The following is a 21,521-nucleotide window of genomic DNA, read 5'->3' on the forward strand; positions in this document are numbered from 1 at the left end:
GAATTATGAAATTGTCTCCAAAGTACACTTAAAATTGATTTGACTGTGAACCGACTGACTGAGGTTAGCGTTTGGGAGGGGAGATCTATCCGCTGCCCAACGCTTTACCTAAGGCGGGCGGGAACAGGAGCCCTTTTGTTAGTTTCTTAATGATGTTCTATTTAGCTTGTTAGGCAGATCAACGTCAGTACTTTCCCCACCCGCGGATTATCCCATGCAAACAAGCTGGTTATTTCCAGGTCACATATACCTTTAGATCACCGGTATTCTCAAAAGCGGAGCTCGTGTACGCAAGCTGGTCCAGTCCAAGCGTGTACAGTGTCTGCAGGTCATTCTTCAGCAGCTTCTCGCTTCCCCGGTAACGGAACAGCAGCGATTGCTTGCCGGAAGCGACAGCGGCTCCTGCCAGCTCCTTCAGCTCTGCTGCAGAGCTCACGACTTCTTTTTCCTCATACAGCCTGTAATCCAGCTGCTCCTGCAGCTGCTCAAACACAGCTACTCCATTTCCGCCGCGGCTGACCAGCCCTGACAAGGTCTGGGCATAGGTGACCGTTGCCGCGGGATAGGATTTGGTCCAGCTGTGGTCACGGCGCATCTGTGAATCTGTTCTCATGTAGTATGCCGTGCTGACTTCACCTTCAATGTTCGGTACGGGATCATCCCACGTAGTATCCAGATGGTACCAGAGCCCGTTCAGCTGAACCAGATTCCAGGCATGGGATTGTCTGGCTCCTCCCGCCGGCTTGGCTGTGCCTTCGACAATTTTATTTGGAATTCCTGCACCGAGCAGCAGCTTATACGTTAGCAGGGAATAACCCTGGCATACGGCGCTGCCCGTCGTCAGTCCTTCATAGGCAGTATATTTAGTGTACGTGTTATCATATTTCAGGTTCAGTACCACCCAATCATGAATAACCTTGATTTTCTGATGGTTATTCATGCCCGGCTTGATGATCTTCTGAAGAATTGCTTTTACCTGCTGATTTACATAGGCGGTCTGCTGCTGCGTCTCCCGGTACTTCACCTGCACTGTCACATTAGCGGCGGACTGGCCGTTTTTTGTATATGAAAAAGCATAGCTGTCAACGATGTAATACAGATAAATATCACTGGCCATGGCTTGGTCAATTGCGCTCTGCACCTGAGCCTTCAGCTTAGTAGTCTTCCCGGCATATTTAAAGGTAATCGTCTCCCGGCGGTTACTCATTGCCCCTGTCAGCCTCTGCGTCATCTCGCTTACCGATTGAAGCGAAGCGGATGCAGCAGCCGCATGTACCTGTCCCCATCCGTAATAAGCCGCCGGCGGCAAGGCTGCAGACAGCAGCATCCCCCCGAGTAACGCCTTCATTAGCGATAACCGTCTTTTCCCCATTGTTCCCGTGCCTCCTGCAAACTTCATATAGCTGCGGCTTTCAGTATAGTATAATTTGTTCTCCTGCTCTATAGTAGATGCCGGATATTTCGTTTGTACAACCAGAACTTAATGTCTTCAACTTCTTCGGCCTGCTGTACTGCATTCTGTAGCATCTATTCCATATTATCTCAAATTAAAAATAGATACTATAATTATCGGCCTGGATTGTCCGCGGAATAAGCTTTTTCCATGGAATAGCACTAAGCTGAGGGCTGTAGTCTTTTCCGGCAAAAAAACTGCTCCCGCGCAGCTTTATGCTGCACAGAGAGCAGTTTGATAACCCGGCTATATATTGCGAATCCTTCCCCTTATGCTTCGTCAGCAGTTACAAGGTAGACTTCGCCCGCTTTAACCCGGAGAGGCTCAGCAGCATCGGCAAGGCTGCCGTCAGGCCGCGTGATCTTCAGGCCGCGATCGTATACAAGACGGCATTCCCCGTTCCTGGATGCGGCAATACGTGCCGATACCAGCACCCGGTCCTGCCATTCAAGCTCCAGCTCGTAGCCGCCGCGCGCCCTGATCCCCTTTACCCGGCCGTTCTTCCAAGCCGCCGGAAGAGCCGGGAGCAGGCGCAGCTCGCCCAGATGGCTCTGCAGCAGCATCTCGGCAATACCGGCAGCTGCACCGAAATTCCCGTCAATCTGGAACGGCGGATGGGCGTCGAACAGATTGGGATAAGCCGAGCGCGATAATAATGTACGCACAAAGCTATGAGCCGCCTCCCCGTCCCGTAGCCGGGCGTACAGGTTGATCAGCCAGGCACAGCTCCAGCCGGTATGCCCGCCCCCAGAAGCAATCCGTTTCTCCAGCGTCCGGCGGGAGGCTTCAACCAGCTCAGGGGTATCCTGCTCGTTGATCATCTCTCCCGGGTACAGCCCGTACAGATGAGAGACATGGCGGTGCCCCGGCTCCGCTTCACTGAAATCCTCATACCACTCCTGTACACGCCCGTCCGCGGTGATAACAAGCGGGGCCAGCTGCGGCAGCGTCTGCTCCAGCTGCTGCCGGAATACATCATCCGTGTCCAGAATCCGCGCAGCTTCCACGCAGTGCCCAAACAGCTCCCGGATCAGGCTCATGTCCATCGCCGACCCCATCGAGATACTGCAGGCCTCCCCTTCAGCGGTAACAAAGCGGTTCTCCGGCGAGGTCGACGGATTGGTGACGAGCAGGCCGTCCGGCCCTTCAACCAGCCAGTCCAGCGCGAACAGCGCTGCCCCCTTCATTAGCGGATAGGCCGTCTCCTGCAGAAAGACAGGATCGGGATTATACGCGTAATGCTCCCATAGGTGGCGGCTCAGCCACACGCCGCCCATCGGCCAGAACGCCCAGCTGGCATCGCCGCCGGACGGCACGGAGCTCCGCCACAAATCCACATTGTGGTGGGCTGTCCAGCCGCGCGCTCCGTAGTGGACTGCGGCTGTTCTGGCTCCGGTCCCGCTCAGCTCGCTGATCAGATCAATCAGCGGCCCGTGGAGCTCACTCAGATTGCCGGCCTCAGCCAGCCAGTAATTCATCTGCGTATTGATATTCGTCGTATAATTACTGTTCCACGGCGGGGTGACATGCTCATTCCAGATCCCCTGCAGATTGGCGGCCTGCGAGCCGGGACGTGAGCTGCCGATCAGCAGGTATCGCCCGTACTGGAAGAGCAGCGCCTCCAGAGCCGGATCTTCCTCGCCGTTCTTGTATACAGCCAGCCGTTCATCGGTCGGCAGCTTTGCTGCTTCGCTCCAGCCAAGGTCAAGCTCCATCCGGCGGAACAGCGCCTGATGATCGGTGATATGCCGCTGCTTGAGCACCTCATACGGCACTTCCGCAGCCGCCGCCAGCCGCAGTACGCAGCTCTCAGCCGGGCTAAGCAGCTCTGCGCCTGTTCTGCTGCTCTTCACCTCTGCCGCCCCAGCCTTCACAGTCTTACCCTCTGCTGATAACAATGGCTTCCCGCTGCCCTTCAAATGCGCAGCCCTGCTTCGCACCTGCTCATAATCTGTAGCGGCAGCAAGCAACAGCTGCACCTGATCCGCACCGGAGACAATTAGCCGCCCGTCGGCGGCTTCAACGCGGCCGCCTGTAGTAATCAGCTGCATATGAAGCTCAAAGGCGATCCCAAGCCCGTCCTCATACTGGATCGCATACGGATGATCCTGGTGATAGTTATCAGCTATATGTGTCGGGCAGCGCCCTTCCAGCACCAGTCCTGTTACACCGGCTGTCCTTACCGTATGCCGCAGCGGACTCGAAAGCGTCAGCTCAAGATGGAGTCCGCCGCTTGCCTCACTCGAAGCCCGGACCACCATTACGCCGTCTGGCGCACTGATCCAAGCCTCACGGGTGAATACGCCTGCCTCCGTCCGGAAAGATACGGCGGCAATCCCGCTGTCCAGATCGAGCTCACGGCTGTATTCCGTACAGCTGTCTGCACCCGGCTGGCTCAGCAGCAGATCGCCAAGCGGCATATAAGCCTGGCAGTTTACGCCAAGCATCCTGCTGTTAATCAGCTTCTCCGCCTCGGTATAGCTTCCTTCTGCGACCAGCTCACGCGCCTTCTTCAGATAACGTAATGCCTCATAGTTGTTCGTATCCCGGGGAAATCCTGACCATAATGTATCCTCATTCAGCTGGAAACGCTCCTCAGCCGTACCGCCGAATACCATCGCACCCATATGCCCGTTACCAAGCGGCAACGCCTCTTCCCAGACTGCCGCCGGCTGCTTGTATTTTAACTTCCACGCTTGTCTCTGGTTCACGTCCTTCATCCTCTCCCGCCTTCCGTATAGGGCAGTATACAGCAAAAGACCCGGACTAGCACCGGGTCCCTGCTGTTGCATTAAGTTTGTAGTCCAGAAGGAATATCCTGAATTAGAATTCTTTACCGGTCCACAGGGATACTCTCTTTTTCACAAGCTCAGTGAATTCTTTTTCCATATCCTGAGCGCCTGCTTTGTCCAGCTCGGCAAGGAATGCATCGTAGACCTTGTCGAAATCACCCGGTTTGGACAGGATTGCTTCCGGAATGCGCTTGCGGATAATATCTTGGGTCTTCTTGTAGATTACCTGGTACTGGCCGTCTGTCGGAACAGGCAGGTTGTAAAGAGCGCCTGTTTCTTTTACAGGGAATTCATCCTCTTTCGGGAACAGGTCTTTCCAGGTTGTAGCACCATAGCCGGCGAGTGATTCTTTCTCAGCTTCAGAGTAAGCTGCTACGATTTCATCCGGGAAAGTTGCAGTGTAATAGTTGTCACTAGGATCTTTTACTCCGTCACCGTAACGTGCGCCGAAGATCAGATACTGGCCGATACCTGTTTCTTTTTGGAAGTTAGCCACATCGTTGGCTTTTCTGTTCGAAATTTCAGCCGGAACCTCACGCTTGCCGTCTGCATTTACAGTGTAATGCTTGCCTTCAACACCCCAGCTTCTCAGAACCTGGCCTTCATCAGAGGACATCCAGTCAAGCCATTTGATAATGCGCTCAGGGTCTTTAGCTGCAGTTGTAATGGCCAGGCCGTAACCGTCGATCCCTGTCTGCATGAAGGAGTGATCCTTATACTCGTCGCTTAAGGTTACAGGGAAGTGGGCATAGGTGTATTCATCTTTACCTGCTGCCTTCAGCGCATTTTCACCGTCAGCATATTCCCATTCCTGGGAGATCAGACCGAGGACACGTCCGCTTGCAACCTTCGCTTTGTACTGGTCATCTTTCTGGACGAAAGTATCTTTATCCAGCAGGCCTTGATTGTACATGCCGTTCAGCCAGCGGAAATATTCTTTTTCTACAGGGCGTTTGTAGTGAAGCTGCGCTTCGTAAGTTTCAGGATCTACATAATACTCACCGTCATCCGGTGCGCCTGTCGTAGTGAAGGCAGGGTTGGTAACCGTGATCATAATCTTCCAGTCATCGGCATTCAGTGTGAGCGGAATAGTAGGCTGGCCGTCTGTTTCCGGATGCAGCGCCACGTAATCCTTCAATACCTTCTCATAATCAGCCAATGTTTTTACTTCAGGATAACCCAGCTCTTTAAGTACGCGGTGCTGGATCTCGAATCCGCCTGTTGCGTCAAAGGAGGATTGGCCGACACCCATGTTGGTAGGGATCTGATAGATGCTCTGGTCATCCAGACTGTATTTCAGACGGTTCATGTTCTCGCCGTACACTTTTTTGAGGTTAGGGCCATATTTGTCAATCAGCTCAGTCATATCAATAATCAGACCTGCGTCTACAAGAGTACTCAGATTTCCCTTTGCAAAGATCAGATCAGGCACATCGCCGCTCGCAGCCATCATAGGGATCTTCTGGTCACCGCCGCCGCTGCCGACATCAAATTCAGCATCAATCGTTACACCGGTCTTTTCAGTAATGACTTTACCTACATCATCCTGCATATTGTTCCAGTTCGGACTTGCATCCCCGCCGAAGAATGAGATTGTAAAAGGGCTTGTATCCATTGCTTCATCTGCAGGCTGGTTCGTTGCTGTGTTGTTACCGGTATCAGCCGGCGTATTATTGGCAGTATTGTTGGCAGCGTTGTTGTTGCCGCCACAGCCTGCGATCAGCATAGAGCTCAAAAGCATGAGTGTAAAAGCAGTTTTAATGCCTTTGCTTTTCATTTGTTATCCCCCTCAAAAATTTTGTATGTGCTTATTATGCATATCAGGCTTAACCTGAGTATACCGTTGTTAGCGCTTGCAAAATCAATATAATAATAAATTCTGCTAAGCGGGTGAAGCTTGGGGGGAGCGCAATCCGGCAGATGTCCGCCTGGCAAATACGCTCCCGGTTACCGGGAAACCAAACCCATTAAGCTTTTACCGCACCCAGTGTCATACCACCGACAAAATACTTTTGCAGGAACGGATATACAACGAGAATCGGTACAGTAACTACAATCGTGATAGCCATCTTAATAGATTCCGGTGAAATCTGTGCCATCTGCCGGGCCATATCATTGGCATTTACCATGCCGCTGCCCTGGTTAGTGGTTGCAAGCACCTTCATCAGCTCATACTGCAGTGTTGTAAGCTCAGGTTTATTACCGTTGTACAGATAGGTCGTGAACCATTCATTCCATTGGCCTACAGCCAGGAACAGGGCAATGGTGGCAAGCACCGGCTTACAGAGCGGCAGGATGATCTTGTAAAAAATCATAAAGTCATTCGCGCCGTCCAGCTTCGCAGATTCCTGCAGGGCAAACGGCAGCCCGTCCATAAAGGAGCGGATGATGAATACGTTGAAGGCGGAGACCATTCCCGGCAGGACATAAATCCAGAACGTGCCGATCAGGTTCAAATCCTTCATCAGAATATACATCGGCACCATCCCGCCGGAGAAATACATCGTCAGGGCCAGGAATGTGGAGATGAATTTTCTGGCTCTGAATTCCGGACGGCTGAGCGTAAAGGCCAGCATGGAAGCACTGATCAGACCGAGAAGAGTACCTGAAAGGGTACGCAAAAGCGAAATCTTGAAGCCTTGAATCAGACCGGTATAGCTGAATATCCGCTCGTAGTTCTCAAGTGTCCAGGCTCTCGGCCAGATATAGATGCCCCCGCGGACAGTGTCTGTAGATTCATTAAAAGAGATCGCCAGCACGTTGAGGAAGGGATATAACGTTATAATCATTATCAGGGTAAGAAACACGTACAGGAATATATCGAATGCACGTTCTGACTTTGTCATTTGAAAAGCTTTGCTTGCCATCCGTAAATCCCCTCCTTACATGATGCTTTCTTTAGTAAATTTCTTCATAAGACCGTTAGCTGTAAACAGCAGGATTACACTGACTACGGAGGTGAACATGCTTATCGCAGTACCATAGGAGAACCGCATAATTTGAATTCCGTATTTAAGCGCATACAAATCCAGTACTTCCGAATAATCGGTAACCAGGTTGTTCTGCAGCTGGAATTGCTTTTCAAAGCCGATACCGACCAGGTGGCCGATGTTCATAATGAGCAGGACCATAACGGTTGAACGGATACCAGGTAACGTAATATTGAACATCTGCTTGATTCTTCCGGCACCGTCCACTTTTGCCGCTTCATACAGCTCTTTGTCGATACCTGTAATCGCTGCCAGATAGATGATCGCATTCCAGCCGGTTTCTTTCCAGATGTCGGCTCCCGTTACAATTCCCCAGAAATACTTCCCTTGGGCCATGAACTGAATCGGCTCATCGATAACATTCAGCCAGAGCAGCAAGTCGTTCACAATCCCTCCGTCGATGGAGAGGGTCTTGTAGACAATCCCGCCGACAACAACCCAGGATACAAAGTGAGGCAGGTAGGATACAGTCTGGACCGTTCTCTTGAATATACTCCCGCGCAGCTCATTGAGAAAGACCGCGAACAGGATAGGAACCACGAAGCCGACAATCAACCCGAGAATACTCATTGCCAGTGTATTTCTTAGTACGAGATAGAAGCGTTCATCCTGGAACAGCTCTTTGAAGTTGTCCAGTCCGACCCATTTCTGCTCACCAAAGGATTTGGCAGGCTTATAATTCTGAAAGGCCATTATCCATCCCCATAAGGGCAGGTAGCTGAAGATAAAAGCCCAGATTACGAATGGAATAGACATTAGGTACAAGTACTTTTGCTGCAGTACACTACTCCAAAATCCACTGTTTTTCCGCTTCGTAGGTGGGTGGGGGGTTACGTTTTCATTTGCTGTAACACCGTTTTCAGTGAGCGCTTTCACGATCATTATTCCCCCTTCGTTTTTATATTCATATCATACCGTACCGAAATGTAAGCGAATACCCGACATATTTTATCTAAAATCATATACTAATTAGAGATTGAAACAGCGAATGGGGAACTACTGTTTGTAATCGCTATCATTAGGGATAGTAAAGGAAATTTCCGTACCCTCCCCCTCTTCGCTCTCGATCCGCAGACCATGCTGCTCCCCGTAATACAGCACCAGCCGCTGATGCACATTGCGCATCCCGATCCGGCCCCCCTGCTCTTCCTCCGCTGTAGTAATGACCGCCAGCAGCTCAGCAAGACGCTGTTTCGACATTCCGACACCATCATCCTTCACATTAACGCGGATCTCATTATCCTCCATGGTCACATTGACAAGGACATGCACAGTCCCCTCTTTATTCTCCAGTCCGTGAACCACGGAATTCTCGACGAGCGGCTGGATAATCAGCGGCGGAATCAGCACCTCCGCAGCCTTCGCTTCAAAGTTAATCTCATACATCAGCCTGTCCTCGTAGCGGAATTTCTGAATTTCCAGGTAGGAGCGGATCATTTCAATTTCTTCCTTCAGCGGGGCCCGTTCCCGGCCGACCTCCAGATTCTTGCGCATCAGCTTGCCGAGCAGCCGGACAATATTGGCAATTTCCTTTTCTCCCCTGAGATGGGCATTCATCCGGATCGACTCCAGGGCATTAAACAGAAAATGCGGGTGAATCTGGCTGGCCATCATCTTCAGCTTAATCTCCCGCTGGGCGATCTCCAGCCTGCTGTTCTTCTCATTCGATTCAATGACCTGGCTGATCAGCTGATTAATGCTGGACACCATATAGTTGAACTGGCGCGAGAGCTGGCCGATCTCATCGGTTCCGTCGATATGGGAGACAATATTCAGATTACCCAGCGCCACCTGGTTTAACTGACGGCTGAGCCGCAGGAGGCGGTTCGTCGTAAGCAGAGAGATGGTGTACACCATTACCAGCGCAACCAGCAGCACACCGCTGACAATCAGCAGACCGAGCACACTGACTTTATTGGCATCACTTAGAATGCTTTTCGTTTCGAAGACTGAGATAATCTTCAGCTTGCTGATGCTCAGCTCGGGATTCATTTCTTCCAGAATGACATAGGAGCCTTTGCCCTTAACCTCAGTCTGGATTACCTTTTCCGTCTGGCTCTCCAGATTGACGCCAATATCGAAGGAGGCCAGTGTCGTACCGACCAGCTGCGGATTTTTGGCGGCTACAATATAACCCTGTTCGTCGGTGATAATGGTCTCGAACGGCTCCTGGGACAGCATATTGTTCAGTTCATCCTGATTCACCTGGACCATAATAACGCCGGTGCTGTTGTATTCGGGATAGGAAACCTGACGGATCAGGCTCAGCTTGTTGATGCTCCCCTTGGTCTTGCTCAGAAAGTCCTCTTTATCATCAATATAGAGCCAGTAAATCCCTTTGGTCTCCATCACCTTCCTGAACCAGGGTCTCTCTTCGGTCTCCCGGGTCAACGGGGTAATTGCAAGGTTGTTAACCAGCGTGGGGTTGTCGATAAAAAAACGGATATTGGCAATTTCCCGGTACTGGAACATGTAAGCCTGAAAATCGGTATATTCCATATATGCCTTGGTCAGCTCCAGAATGTCCGGGTACTTCGTGTTTACAAGCACTTCAAGCGTTTCATCAAAAAACAGCAGGTTGGAGATATCCGTAGGTACACGGAGCTTGCTGGACATCTGGCTTTTGATTTTCTCCACATTATTGGTTGCCTGGTCAATAGCCCGCTCCAGTGCCTCGTTCCGGAAATAGCTGATTAGAATAATCCCGATAATCAGTACGGGAATCATGACCACGACAACATAAAACATCATTAGCTTATACTTCAGCTTCATATTATTAATCAGGCTCACAAGCTGCTTCATCTTCATCCTCCCCCGGATATGTCAAACAGGCTGTTCCCCTCATCCGCTGCGGATGGGGAACAGCCCGTCTATCATAAACCTGTGCCTCACGTTCGGCAAGCCTTTCGCCTTTTAATGCTCCTTGCGGAAGGCGCTTGGTGATACACCGACATATTTACGGAATTTGGCGTTAAAATAATCGGCATTCATGTAACCGACCCGTTCCGCCACCTCGTACACCTTCATGCCCTGCGCCAGGAACTGCTTGGCCTTCTCAATTCTCACCTTGTCGAGGTACGTATTGAAATGCTCACCGATCTGATTCTTAAACATTTTACCCAGATAAGCGCTGTTATAATTAAAAATCTGTGCCAGCATTCCAAGCTTGAGATTCTCGTTATAGCGGCGCTGGATCAGGTCGGTGATCCGTTTAATTTCATCCCCCCGGCCGCCGCTGTTCAGCTGTCCTGCCAGGTGCTCCAGATAATCAGCCATCATGCGGTGGATATCGCTCAGAAAAAAGCTGTTGTACACATCGCTCGCCGGAGAAGGATTGTCGCTGACCAGTGCACGCACCTCCGGGTTCGCCGCCTCAAGCCGGGCAATGATGCTGCTGATAATCCGGATCAGATTGTTTTTGATGTGGAACTCATCATGTCTGGCTTCCACCAGTTTGCCGATCATCTGCTTCACCAGCGGTGACAGGATTTCTGTGCTTCCCGTCTCAACCGCCAGCAGCAGCTCCATCTCTTCATCACGCTCGGATTCCCCATGTTCACCGGGCTCTGTCTCAGGCTCCTCAGCAGCCTCGGCCCAATGCTCCATGAAGCCGCCGGAGAGTATCTCCCTGTGCCCGAAAAAAGCCTGCTCCAGCAGCGTCCTGGCCGCGCTGTAAGAAGCAGCAATACGCTCCGGGTCTGCAGCTATGCCGCCGGATGCGGCGTAGTAATCCAGGCCTTCCCTGAGGATGACCCGGTCAAGCTCCTGCCGCAGTGCAGCGCGTGCAGCGTCATCCTGCAGCGGCTCCTTAAGCAGCAGGCCGGCGTAGGGAGGCAGGCTGAAGTACTCAGCCTCCTCCGGCTGCCAATGCCGCTCCAACTCACTGCGGACACGATCTTCCTTGCCTTCTTCCCCCTTGGCGGGGTTCAGCAGCTTGAGCAGTACAACCTCGCTGCTTCCCTGCAGCTTAAGCTTGCCGGCCGCCTCAAGAGCACTGATATCCCCCGGGCCGGGCTGGAACAGTCCGCGCAGCCAGAGCTCACGGCTGTTCTCCTCCACTACATTCTGCAGGACGTTCAGCATCTCTTCTTGCCCGATCGTCACACGCATCTCCCGCAGATAGGAGATAAGCTCCTCTTCATCGACCGGCTTCAGCAGGTAGCCGTCAATGCGGTTGGAAATGGCCCGCTTGGCATATTCAAAGTCGGCATAGCCGCTGAGAATCAGCACATGGCATTTCGCATTCTGTCTGCGCAGCTCTGTAATCAGCTCCAGGCCGTCCATTCCCGGCATCCGGATATCGGCGACAACCAGCTTAGGAGCAAACGTACTGTACTTCTCGAGCGCCTCGAATCCGTTCGCTGCAGTTGCTACGACTGTATAACCCTCATCCTCCCATGGGATCAGGCTGCGCAGTCCCTCCCTCAGCTTGGGCTCATCATCCACAATCAGCACTTTTATCATCAGCTCTCAGCCCTCCCCTATAACACGAATCCGGAAACAAGCAGAAACGGCTCTGCCTTCCTTCAGAGAAGGCAGCGACCGTTTCTGCGGGAAATATAAGGATTATTGATCGCGTAGAACATATACATCCTTATATTTGGACAAACCGTTATCGCCGGAATTCTCAAGTATTATCAGCTGACCGTCCGCCTGACACAGCTAAGCTTCAGCTGTTATCTGCGGTAAGCCGCCAGCTTGTTATTCAAATCGCGGGTCTGCCCGTATACCTCCTGGTAAAGTGCGAACAAGCCGTCATAGACTGCAGCCTCTTCTGCATTCGGCTTAAATACTTCTGCCGGACGGATGAAGGCTTCGGCGCATTCGCTCAGCGAGGTGAACCAGCCGCTGCCGTAGGCAGCCAGCATAGCTGCGCCCATCGCCGGACCCTGCTCGCTTTCCAGCTTAATAATGGAAGCATTGAAGATATCAGCCTGCATCTGCAGCCAGGCTTCATTCTTGGCACCGCCGCCGATCGCGATAATCTCTGTAATCTCTTTACCCGATTCACGCACGATCTCAATCGATTCACGCAGCGAGAAGGTGATGCCTTCCAGCACCGAGCGGGTGAAATGGGCCAGAGTATGGCCGGAATCCATGCCGATGAAGCTGCCGCGGATGTTGGCATCCGGGTGCGGGGTACGCTCACCGCTGATGTACGGGGTGAACAGCAGGCCGCCGCTGCCTGCCGGAACCGAAGGTACGCCGGACAACAGTTCATCAAAGCTCTTCTCAGCGGCAAAGGTTTTCTTGAACCAGGTAAGGCTGTGGCCTGCCGCAAGCGTTACGCCCATAATATAGAAGGCATCCTTCTCACTGTGGTTGAAGAAATGAACCTTGCCCTCCAGGTTAAGATCCTTGTTGGTCTCATAGGACAGTACAACACCCGAGGTACCGATGCTGCACATTGTCCGGCCTTCACCAAGGATACCTGCACCCAGCGCTCCGCAGGCATTGTCAGCACCGCCGGCGAATACCTTCGTCGAGGTCAGCAGGCCGGAAGCCTCCGCAATCTCAGGCAGCAGTGTGCCGGTCTGGTCAAAGGATTCAACCAGCTTCGGGCACAGGGACAGCGGCAGGGAGAAAGCTTCGGCAATCAGCGGGCTCCACTGCTTCGCACCCACGTCCAGCAGCAGTGTTCCGGCTGCATCCGAGTAATCCATCGCATAGTCGCCGGTCAGCCGGAAACGCACATAATCCTTAGGCAGCAGGAACTGGTGGGCCTGCTCCAGCACTTCAGGCTCGTTCTCCTGAACCCAGAGAATTTTCGGCAGAGTGAAGCCTTCCAGCGCCTTATTTCTGGCGATGTCGATCAGCTTCGTGCCAAGCGTCTTCTCGATCTTGCGGCACTGGGCCGTAGTCCGTGTATCATTCCAGAGAATGGCCGGACGCAGTACCTTGCCTTCATTGTCCACCAGCACCAGTCCGTGCATCTGGCCGGAGAAGCTTAGTCCGTCTACCTGTGACGGATCAACCCCGGACGTTTCGATCAGCCTGCGCAGGCTGACCAGTGTTCCCTGCACCCAGTCCTCCGGATTCTGCTCGCTCCAGTTCGGCTGCGGCCGGCTCAGCGGATACGCTTCCGAATGCTCGAACGCTACCTTTCCCTGTACGTCAACAAGCACAGTCTTAACTGCGCTTGTTCCGAGATCGACACCGATTACATATTTCATAGTTGGGGCCTCCTAAAAGTTATATGGAGCATAATTTTCACTGTTTAATCTTCGCAATATAACTTGCTTCGTAAGCATCAGCCTGGTTTTGCTTGTATATACTTCTTAGTGATTACTCCTGGCAAAACTAGCTACGTAAGCGTTCTCTTTGGTTATATGTAGCATAATCGCTTCAATAAAATAAGAAAAGGGGCTGCCGAAGAATGCTTTCTTCAGCAACCCCCGTTGCATTAATGGTCAGTCAGCCTTGAACTTACAGGCGGTGCCGCAAGCCGCAGCAGCTCTGCTTACTCTACAGTAAGAATGTACTGGTTCAAAGTAGCTCTGAGCAGTTCCTGACGTCCGGACTGGTTCGGACGCGGATTTTCGTTGTTCAGCGCGTAGTCAGCCAGGGAAGCCAGAGTAGCCTTGCCGGATACGATGTCTGCGCCTACGCCTTCATTGAAGCTGCTGTAGCGTTTTGCGATGAAGTCATCGAATACACGGTCTTCGATCAGCTTGGCAGCAACCTTAAGGCCCTTGGCATAAACGTCCATACCGGAGATATGTGCGAGGAACAGATCCTCAGGCTCGAAGGAAGGACGGCGTACCTTGGAGTCGAAGTTGATTCCGCCTTTGCCGAGTCCATCGTTCTTCAATACTTCATACAGGGTCAGAGTAGAATCATAGATGCTTGCAGGGAATTCATCGGTGTCCCAGCCCAGAAGCGGATCGCCCTGGTTCGCATCCAGCGATCCCAGCATGCCGTTGATGCGTGCTACACGCAGCTCGTGCTCGAAGGTATGTCCTGCCAGAGTGGCATGGTTGGCTTCAAGGTTCAGCTTGAAGTGCTTGTCGAGATTATATTTCTGCAGGAATGCGATGCAGGTTGCCGCATCAAAGTCATATTGATGTTTGGTAGGCTCTTTTGGCTTAGGCTCAATCAGGAACTGTCCGTCAAAGCCGATTTCCTTGGCGTAATCTACTGCCATGCTGAACAGACGGGCAATGTTGTCCTGCTCAAGAGCCATATCTGTGTTCAGAAGGGTTTCGTAGCCTTCGCGGCCGCCCCAGAATACATAGTTGTCAGCGCCCAGACGCTTACCGACTTCCAGACCTTTCTTCACCTGTGCAGCTGCATGTGCGAACACGTCAGCATTGCAGGTGGAGCCTGCACCGTGCATGAAGCGCGGGTTAGTGAACATGTTGGCAGTGTTCCACAGCAGCTTTTTGCCGGATGCCTTCATGCCTTGCTCAAGGATATCTACGATAGTATCGATGTTGCTGTAGAACTCACGCAGCGATGCGCCTTCAGGAGCAATGTCTACGTCGTGGAAGCAGTAGTACTGCAGGTCCATCTTTTCCATGAATTCAAAAGCTGCTTCTGCACGTGCCTTAGCCTTGTCCAAAGTGCTCAGCTTATCCCATGAGCGGACTGCAGTTTCAGCGCCGAACGGGTCGGAGCCGCCTGCTGTTAATGTATGCCAGTATGCCATTGCAAATTTCAGATGCTCTTCCATCGTTTTGCCGGCTACGATTTCTTTAGGATTGTAGAATTTGAATGCGTAAGGATTAGTGGAGCGGCTGCCCTCATACGAGATTTTGCCCACTGTTTCAAAATAAGCCATTATTAAAATCCTCCTCTGTTTTGCTTCGCCCGCAAGCGTTTACAGCAACATCTTATCATATCTTTTTGACTTTGTATATTGGTTAAACAAAGTTTTTTTCTACTTTTTTTCAGCGGTATGCATGAACATAAAGTACCCGCCTGCCGCAGCTGCTATGCGGACCCCGTAGGAACCTTTCCCCCGCTTGATATTCTGATGAGCCCTCCTGCTGCCTGTTGCTTTTTAACGGACATCGCTCTAGACTAAAGGTCATATGTTGATGAGAACGTTGTCAAAAAAGGAAGTGTGCTGTGTGAGGGTTACCGCCGACCAGGCGCTGGTCAAAAAGATTAATAAATCGCTTATTCTACATACCATCCGTATGAATGCCCCGGTCTCGCGGGCCAGGGTCTCCGAGATGACCGGCCTTAATAAAGCTACCGTATCCAATCTGGTTGCCGAGCTATGCAGCCAGGAGCTGGTCACCGAGGCCGGACCCGGCGAGTCGAGCGGCGGACGCAAACCGCTGATCCTGCATTTTAATGCGGCAGCCGGCAGCGTAATCGGCATTGAGCTGCGGGTGAAGCAGCTTACTGCCGTGCTGTGCGATCTGGACGGGGGCGTTCTGCAGGAGGTGGACTGCCGGCTTGAAGCACATGATTTGCCCTATGTACTGGAGCAGATGAAGAGCATCATTTCTGCCTTAATTGCCCAGGCCCCCCCTTCCCCCTACGGTATCGTCGGCATCGGGGTCGGTGTTCCGGGTATGGTGGACGACGGGGTTGTGCTGTTCGCGCCCAACCTCGGCTGGGAAATGGTCGAACTGCGGGCCATTCTGGAGAGCAGCTTCGAGGTGCCGGTTACCATCGACAATGAGGCAAATGCCGGGGCGCAGGGAGAGCTGAATTTCGGCGCGGCACGCGATGTGCGCCATCTGCTCTATATCAGTGCGGGCTCAGGGATCGGCTCGGGGATCATCATCGGAGGTGAGCTGTATAAAGGTGCCCGCGGCTATGCCGGAGAGACCGGGCATATGACGATTGAAGCGGAGGGCAAGCCCTGCAGCTGCGGCAGCCGCGGATGCTGGGAGCTGTACGCTTCGGAGAAAACCTATGATAATCAGGGGCTCACCCTGCCTGCACGCACAACAAGTGAGCTGGTCCGGCACGCTATTCAGGGGCAGGAGGATGTCCTTAACCATTTCGCCTCAATCGGAGAATATCTGGGAATCGGCGTAACCAATCTGATCAACAGCTTTAATCCGGAGCTGATCGTAATCGGCGGCGCCCTTTCAGAGGCTGAGCCCTGGCTGGGCGGGCCGCTGCGCCGGGTAGTAGCGGAGCGCACGCTGCCTTACCATAAGCAGCAGCTGGAGATTACCTTCTCGCGGCTCGGCAGCCGGGGAACCGTAATCGGCGCCGGCTTCTCAGCCGTGATGCATTTTCTCGGCAATATCCGGGTAACGCTATAGTCAGAAATTGACGTAAAATCGCCGCATTTAGAGCCGCTGGAGGGCAGCAAAAATAACAGGAATGTTTTATAATTAAACTCATATAAGTGTGATATATGTCACACCTGTTTTCCCCTGAACGGAGAGTGAGTTTATGACCTATGTTGATACATCTGATATTTCGGCGCAGATGTTCATCACTGTGCTGCTGCTTCTGCTCATAATCGCTCCTTTAGTCAGCCTCGGTGTACTGCGCCTGTTTCAATCAAAGAAGAAATCAGGCATCATGCTGATTATCAGCGGTGCCGCTGTTTACGGCGTCTTCCAGGTTGTCATGTCTATCACCCACATGTTTACTTAACGTATAATTCCGGATGATGTATCATCAGGGACCCAGGACAAAGGCCACACCACCCCGGAAGGGATGGCATGGCCTTTGTTTTTGTACTTATTTTACTGTAAAAGCGGCTGTCCTTACATTCTGCTCTGCGCCGGCGTCTTTACAGAGAATACGCAGGCAAAACGTTCTACCCCGGGGTATTTTTCACCCAGGCTGGTTACGGCAAAACCCGCATTTCTGTAGAACCCGGCAGTCTCATGATCCGTCTCCGCAGTAAGCTTCTCCACTCCGTCCGCCCGGCTAACCTCAGCAATCATGCCCCGGCCGATACCCTTGCCCTGCCAGCCGGGCTTTACGGCAATATGTCTAATCTGTGCCGTATGTCCGCCCTCCAGCCGCAGCCCGATTATTCCGCTCAGCTCACCGTTTACAAAGCAGCCGAACAGATCTCCGGAATCTCCGGTAAAATACCGGTTCATCTCCTGTTCCGCAGCCTCTCCTCCGGCAGCCATGCACAGGGCAAGCAGTTCCTTCACCGCATCCTGATTCCAGTAATCCCTTAAGCATATTAACAACGTACACAGCCCCCTCTTCAGCAAAAATAGCGAAAGCAAAGACCGCCCCCTTATGGAAGCGGCCGGTCAATATTGTATAAGGACAATAGCTTATTATACCGTTGCCAGAGCTTTGGCGAACTGGGTTTTATTCATGCCTACGATTTTGAAATCGCCAATAACGGTTACAGGCACTGCTCTCATTCCCATATCCCATACCTGCTGGGCAAAATCATCGTTCTGCTCAATGTTGCGCTCCTCGTAGGATACGCCCTTTTCGCTCAGAAAGCTTTTGACCTGGCGGCAATGCGGGCAATTGGTCGAAGTGTACACAATTACATTTTCCATCGGATGTTCCCTCCTAAAAGTTCTGTAAGCTGTAAGCATAAGCCTAATTAGTTTCTATTGTAGCACCGCAGTGCTTTTTTGACTAAAAGAAGTATTACAGAATAACGGCGCTGTGCTCCAGGCTCTCGATGTATTTCTCGGCATCCATAGCCGCCATACATCCGCTTCCTGCTGCGGTAATAGCCTGTCTGTAGCGGGTATCCTGCACGTCGCCGCAAGCGAAGACGCCCGGAATGTTAGTCTCGGAGGTGCCCGGTTTGGTCACAATATAGCCGTTCGCATCAGTCGTGATCTGTCCGCCCAGGAACGAAGTGTTCGGGTGATGGCCGATGGCTACAAATACACCGCTTGCTTCAATAATCTCTTCTTCACCGGTTACATTGTTAAGCACCTTAAGTCCGTTTACGCCTTTATCGCCCGCCACCACTTCCAGCGGAGTACGGTTCAGACCCCAGGTTACCTTGGCGTTGTCGCGTACACGCTCCTGCATGATTTTGGAGCCGCGCAGCTCTTCACGGCGGTGAACGAGGGTTACTTTGGAGGCAAAACGGGTCAGGAAGCCGGCTTCCTCAAGTGCGGAATCTCCGCCTCCGACAACAACAATTTCTTTGCCGCGGAAAAAGAATCCGTCGCAAGTGGCGCAGGTGCTGACACCGCGGCCGATATTATCCTGCTCACCGGGAATCCCGAGGTACTTCGCTGTCGCACCGGTGGAAATAATCAGGGTATCTGTTACCAGCTGTCCCATTCCTTCGACATTCAGCTTGAACGGGCGGTCACCCAGCTCCACGCTGTTCACCCAGCCTGTAATAAACTTTGCACCGAAGCGCTCAGCCTGCTGACGCATATTATCCATAAGTTCCGGTCCCATAATCCCGTCAGGGAATCCCGGAAAATTCTCAATTTCAGTTGTAGTGGTAAGCTGTCCGCCCGGCTGCGGGCCTTCAATAACCAGCGGATTCAGGTTGGCACGGGCCAGATAAATAGCAGCAGTCAGCCCGGCCGGTCCGGTACCAACAATAATGGATTTGTACATGATTATATCCTCCTTGAGATGGACGGCTGAGCGCCGGATCTGCAGTTGCTTAATTAAAATTATTATAATGTAGTACTTATTATGATCATCTCAAGGGAATATGTCAATATGCCAGACTCGTTCTAATCGTCCTTTTTTGTGAACAATTCAATTTTAAACAATTTATTTGAGGGAATAGGGTTTTTGACACTAATTATAATGATTAAAGGGATGATATTTGTATTCCCGAACTGGCTGCGGTTCCAGAGAGCATTTGCACCTCCGGCCGCAGCCACTCTGCAGAATTCAGGATTTATAGCTAGTCTGCCGCTACCGTTATCTTAGCAGTCTCAATCCGTTCAGAATAACCAGAATCGTACTGCCTTCATGGCCGACCACACCGAACGGAAGGGCAATCCCCTGCAAAAAGTTGCTCAGCATCAGCGTTACAATCACGGTCACCGCAAAAATCATATTCTGCTTCACAATCCGCTGCGTCCGGCGGGCCAGCTCAATTGTTGAAGCGATCTCTTCGATATTGTCATTCATCAATACGACGTCGGCAATTTCCAGTGCAGCCCCGCTGCCCTTCATCCCCATACCAATGCCCACTGTGGCCGTTGCGAGCGCCGGTGCATCATTAACGCCATCGCCGACCATTACAACCTGCCCGTATTGTTCCCGCAGCTCTTTGATCCTTGTAACCTTATCCTCCGGCAAAAGATCGGCAAATACCAGATCCACTCCCGTCTTGCCCGCCATTACGCCTGCCGCAGCCTTCCGGTCCCCTGTCAGCATCGCAACCTTGACTCCAAGCCTTTGCAGCCTCTGCACAGCAGCAGCAGCCTGAGGACGCACTGTATCCTGCAAAGCGATCATTCCCGCAATATGTTCTTCGTCAAGGATCAGCGAAACTGTCTTGCCTTCACTCTCCAGCTGCTCCCGGACCGCTTTCCAATGTGCATAGGAATCAGCAGCGGCTCCAGCCGGTTCATCCAGCCTATCCGATCTGCCGATCCGCCACAGTCTGCCGTCAATTCTTCCTTCTATGCCCCAGCCGGTTACCGACCTGTTCTCTTCCGTGCTGTACAGCTCCACCTGCTCCTTCTCAGCCAGACGGACAACCGCCTCCGCCAGCGGATGACGCGACAGCTGCTCAATGGAAGCACTGACTGCAAGCAGCTGCTGACGGCTGTAGCCTTCTCCGGCGACCAGATCAGTAACCTGCGGCACGCCCTCAGTCAATGTACCCGTCTTGTCAAAAGCAACTACATGCACCTTCGCCATATTTTCCAGATGTACGCCGCCTTTGAACAGGATGCCTTTGCGGGCGCTTTTAGAGATCGCCGACAGCATGGCCGGCATAATTGAAGAGACCAAGGCGCACGGGGAGGCAACTACAAGGAACACCATCGCTTTATAGAAGGTATTGCCCCAGCTCCAGTCCAGTACAAACGGCGGCAGCGTAATTAATCCAATTGTGGCAACAACCACTGCACGCGCATATACCGACTCCAACCGTTTAATGAACCGCTGTGAATCCGGCACCTCTGTCTCCGCTTCCTCTACCATCTTGATGATCTTGGCAAAAAGCGTATGTTCAGCAGCAGTGGTAACCTCGATATACAGCGGGCCCTCCCCGTTGACCGTACCCGCAAATACTTCGCTGCCGGCCCCCTTCTCAACCGGCAGTGATTCCCCGGTGATGGAGGCCTGGTTAACAGAAGATTCACCGCGGCACACCTTGCCGTCTGCGGGAATCAGCTCACCCGGACGCACCAGCAGCAGATCGCCTACTGCCAGCTGGTCAATCGGCACCTCGCTCATCGCTCCCTGTTCGATACGGATAGCTGTGGCCGGCTTGAGCGCCATCAGCGCCGAGATATCCTTTTTGCTGCGCTCCATAGTATAGCTTTCGAGTGCTCCGCTCATGGCAAAGATGAAGATCAGCATTGCACCTTCATTCCAGTAGCCAATTGCTGCTGCACCCAGCGCAGCGGCAATCATCAGCAGATTGACATCAAGGTCACGCTCTTTGACCAGCGTCTCCACGCCTTCCTTGGCCTTGATCCATCCCCCTACTGTATATGAGATTACATAGAGTACCACAGACAGTACCTCCGACCAGCCGCTGGCCGCCCAGGCAATGAGCATCAGCACTCCGCTGCCGAGCGCGGCCTGCATCTCCGGATTGCTCAGCATAGCGACCGGATCAAAGCGCCGCGGCTTGGGAGCCCGGGGCTGCTGGCCGGTGCCCTGGCGGGCTGCTGATTTAGGGAGTTGCTTGGATGTTGCTTGCATAGTTAATCACCTTCCTGATTGTATTGGATAGCACACTTGAGAATGAGAGCCATTCTTACAGCCCTTAAAATGACACATGCTGCCCCGGCTCAGCCGGGACAGCATGGTAAATGAGAATGATAATCATTTTTTGTACTACTGCAAATATATTTCCTCAGTGCAACTTATAGCTATACTATACCACTTTATCCCCGAAAGTAAACCCCGGCATCCGTCTAATTAAAGGCAGACTGCCGTTGCCTGGCTCGACGGTATTTATGAAGAGTTCGCGGGAAGTGTGATTAGGATGGTAAGAGGGGAGAGTCTGTCGTGAGCGGATTGGATTGTGAGCGAATTCGGGGGAGGATTGGCTTGCGGATTGCGAGCGGATTCGTGAGAGGATTGGAGCGGTAATTGAAGAGGTGCTGGAGAAGTGATTGGAGCGCTGTTTGGCGTGCTGCCGGGGAACGGAGGATTGGATAGCGGCTCGGCAGCGGAATGGTGAGAGGATTGGATTGCGGCTTGCGAGCGGGTTCGAGG

Annotated in this window: 15 protein-coding genes; 2 read left to right on the plus strand and 13 right to left on the minus strand. The window is 52.4% G+C overall.

Annotated features, from left to right (window positions below):
• Positions 1-229 precede the first annotated feature (229 nt).
• The 9 genes from BN3772_RS28175 to xylA all read right to left on the minus strand — a co-directional run bounded on the left by BN3772_RS28175 (position 230) and on the right by xylA (position 15,015).
• A complete protein-coding gene (locus BN3772_RS28175) occupies positions 230-1,372 on the minus strand; it encodes a transglutaminase domain-containing protein (RefSeq protein ID WP_042203771.1) in 1,143 nt (380 codons plus the stop codon).
• A 350-nt stretch (positions 1,373-1,722) separates the two neighbouring features.
• Positions 1,723-4,173 (minus strand): glycoside hydrolase family 95 protein, encoded by a 2,451-nt coding sequence (locus BN3772_RS28180; protein ID WP_042203772.1) that lies wholly within the window; start codon positions 4,171-4,173, stop codon positions 1,723-1,725.
• A gap of 103 nt (positions 4,174-4,276) precedes the next feature.
• The gene (locus tag BN3772_RS28185) at positions 4,277-6,022 is read right to left on the minus strand and encodes an ABC transporter substrate-binding protein (protein ID WP_042203773.1); all 1,746 of its coding nucleotides are present in this window, start codon (positions 6,020-6,022) and stop codon (positions 4,277-4,279) included.
• Between the two features lie 190 nt (positions 6,023-6,212).
• Positions 6,213-7,112, minus strand: a complete 900-nt coding sequence (locus BN3772_RS28190) for a carbohydrate ABC transporter permease (RefSeq protein WP_042203775.1) — start codon at positions 7,110-7,112, stop codon at positions 6,213-6,215.
• 15 nt (positions 7,113-7,127) lie between these two features.
• Positions 7,128-8,117 carry an ABC transporter permease gene (locus BN3772_RS28195; protein ID WP_086074806.1) on the minus strand — a complete coding sequence of 330 codons (990 nt, stop codon included), beginning with the start codon at positions 8,115-8,117 and terminating at the stop codon, positions 7,128-7,130.
• A gap of 114 nt (positions 8,118-8,231) precedes the next feature.
• Positions 8,232-10,037 (minus strand): sensor histidine kinase, encoded by a 1,806-nt coding sequence (locus BN3772_RS28200; protein WP_341872597.1) that lies wholly within the window; start codon positions 10,035-10,037, stop codon positions 8,232-8,234.
• 111 nt (positions 10,038-10,148) lie between these two features.
• Positions 10,149-11,699 carry a response regulator gene (locus BN3772_RS28205; RefSeq protein WP_042203778.1) on the minus strand — a complete coding sequence of 517 codons (1,551 nt, stop codon included), beginning with the start codon at positions 11,697-11,699 and terminating at the stop codon, positions 10,149-10,151.
• A 212-nt stretch (positions 11,700-11,911) separates the two neighbouring features.
• A complete protein-coding gene (xylB, locus tag BN3772_RS28210) occupies positions 11,912-13,408 on the minus strand; it encodes a xylulokinase (RefSeq protein ID WP_042203780.1) in 1,497 nt (498 codons plus the stop codon).
• Between the two features lie 287 nt (positions 13,409-13,695).
• A complete protein-coding gene (gene xylA / locus BN3772_RS28215; RefSeq protein ID WP_042203782.1) occupies positions 13,696-15,015 on the minus strand; it encodes a xylose isomerase in 1,320 nt (439 codons plus the stop codon).
• A 292-nt stretch (positions 15,016-15,307) separates the two neighbouring features.
• Between xylA and BN3772_RS28220 the strand changes: the two genes are divergently transcribed.
• Both BN3772_RS28220 and BN3772_RS28225 read left to right on the plus strand, forming a co-directional pair.
• A complete protein-coding gene (locus BN3772_RS28220) occupies positions 15,308-16,465 on the plus strand; it encodes an ROK family transcriptional regulator (RefSeq protein ID WP_209443718.1) in 1,158 nt (385 codons plus the stop codon).
• A 133-nt stretch (positions 16,466-16,598) separates the two neighbouring features.
• Positions 16,599-16,805, plus strand: coding sequence for a hypothetical protein (locus BN3772_RS28225; RefSeq protein ID WP_042180881.1), 207 nt, complete (start codon positions 16,599-16,601; stop codon positions 16,803-16,805).
• A 113-nt stretch (positions 16,806-16,918) separates the two neighbouring features.
• On the opposite strand, the gene BN3772_RS28230 is transcribed toward BN3772_RS28225, so the two are convergent.
• The 4 genes from BN3772_RS28230 to BN3772_RS28245 all read right to left on the minus strand — a co-directional run bounded on the left by BN3772_RS28230 (position 16,919) and on the right by BN3772_RS28245 (position 21,002).
• Positions 16,919-17,359, minus strand: a complete 441-nt coding sequence (locus BN3772_RS28230; RefSeq protein WP_042203786.1) for a GNAT family N-acetyltransferase — start codon at positions 17,357-17,359, stop codon at positions 16,919-16,921.
• 93 nt (positions 17,360-17,452) lie between these two features.
• On the minus strand, positions 17,453-17,686 hold the full coding sequence (locus tag BN3772_RS28235; protein ID WP_042180885.1) for a glutaredoxin family protein: 234 nt from the start codon (positions 17,684-17,686) through the stop codon (positions 17,453-17,455).
• 94 nt (positions 17,687-17,780) lie between these two features.
• Positions 17,781-18,722 carry a thioredoxin-disulfide reductase gene (gene trxB / locus BN3772_RS28240; RefSeq protein WP_042203788.1) on the minus strand — a complete coding sequence of 314 codons (942 nt, stop codon included), beginning with the start codon at positions 18,720-18,722 and terminating at the stop codon, positions 17,781-17,783.
• Positions 18,723-19,037: 315 nt separating this feature from the next.
• Positions 19,038-21,002 carry a heavy metal translocating P-type ATPase gene (locus tag BN3772_RS28245; protein WP_042203789.1) on the minus strand — a complete coding sequence of 655 codons (1,965 nt, stop codon included), beginning with the start codon at positions 21,000-21,002 and terminating at the stop codon, positions 19,038-19,040.
• Positions 21,003-21,521 lie beyond the last annotated feature (519 nt).

Origin of the sequence: Paenibacillus camerounensis, from assembly GCF_000723885.1 — a bacterium.
GTDB lineage: Bacteria > Bacillota > Bacilli > Paenibacillales > Paenibacillaceae > Paenibacillus_AQ > Paenibacillus_AQ camerounensis.

What these genes read in the sequence shown, in the direction of transcription:
- BN3772_RS28175 (WP_042203771.1), bottom strand. Translation starts at nt 1,372, where the DNA reads ATGGGGAAAAGACGGTTATCGCTAATGAAGGCGTTACTCGGGGGGATG.
- BN3772_RS28180 (WP_042203772.1), bottom strand. Translation starts at nt 4,173, where the DNA reads ATGAAGGACGTGAACCAGAGACAAGCGTGGAAGTTAAAATACAAGCAG.
- BN3772_RS28185 (WP_042203773.1), bottom strand. Translation starts at nt 6,022, where the DNA reads ATGAAAAGCAAAGGCATTAAAACTGCTTTTACACTCATGCTTTTGAGC.
- BN3772_RS28190 (WP_042203775.1), bottom strand. Translation starts at nt 7,112, where the DNA reads ATGGCAAGCAAAGCTTTTCAAATGACAAAGTCAGAACGTGCATTCGAT.
- BN3772_RS28195 (WP_086074806.1), bottom strand. Translation starts at nt 8,117, where the DNA reads ATGATCGTGAAAGCGCTCACTGAAAACGGTGTTACAGCAAATGAAAAC.
- BN3772_RS28200 (WP_341872597.1), bottom strand. Translation starts at nt 10,037, where the DNA reads ATGAAGCAGCTTGTGAGCCTGATTAATAATATGAAGCTGAAGTATAAG.
- BN3772_RS28205 (WP_042203778.1), bottom strand. Translation starts at nt 11,699, where the DNA reads ATGATAAAAGTGCTGATTGTGGATGATGAGCCCAAGCTGAGGGAGGGA.
- xylB (WP_042203780.1), bottom strand. Translation starts at nt 13,408, where the DNA reads ATGAAATATGTAATCGGTGTCGATCTCGGAACAAGCGCAGTTAAGACT.
- xylA (WP_042203782.1), bottom strand. Translation starts at nt 15,015, where the DNA reads ATGGCTTATTTTGAAACAGTGGGCAAAATCTCGTATGAGGGCAGCCGC.
- BN3772_RS28225 (WP_042180881.1), top strand. Translation starts at nt 16,599, where the DNA reads ATGACCTATGTTGATACATCTGATATTTCGGCGCAGATGTTCATCACT.
- BN3772_RS28235 (WP_042180885.1), bottom strand. Translation starts at nt 17,686, where the DNA reads ATGGAAAATGTAATTGTGTACACTTCGACCAATTGCCCGCATTGCCGC.
- trxB (WP_042203788.1), bottom strand. Translation starts at nt 18,722, where the DNA reads ATGTACAAATCCATTATTGTTGGTACCGGACCGGCCGGGCTGACTGCT.
- BN3772_RS28245 (WP_042203789.1), bottom strand. Translation starts at nt 21,002, where the DNA reads ATGCAAGCAACATCCAAGCAACTCCCTAAATCAGCAGCCCGCCAGGGC.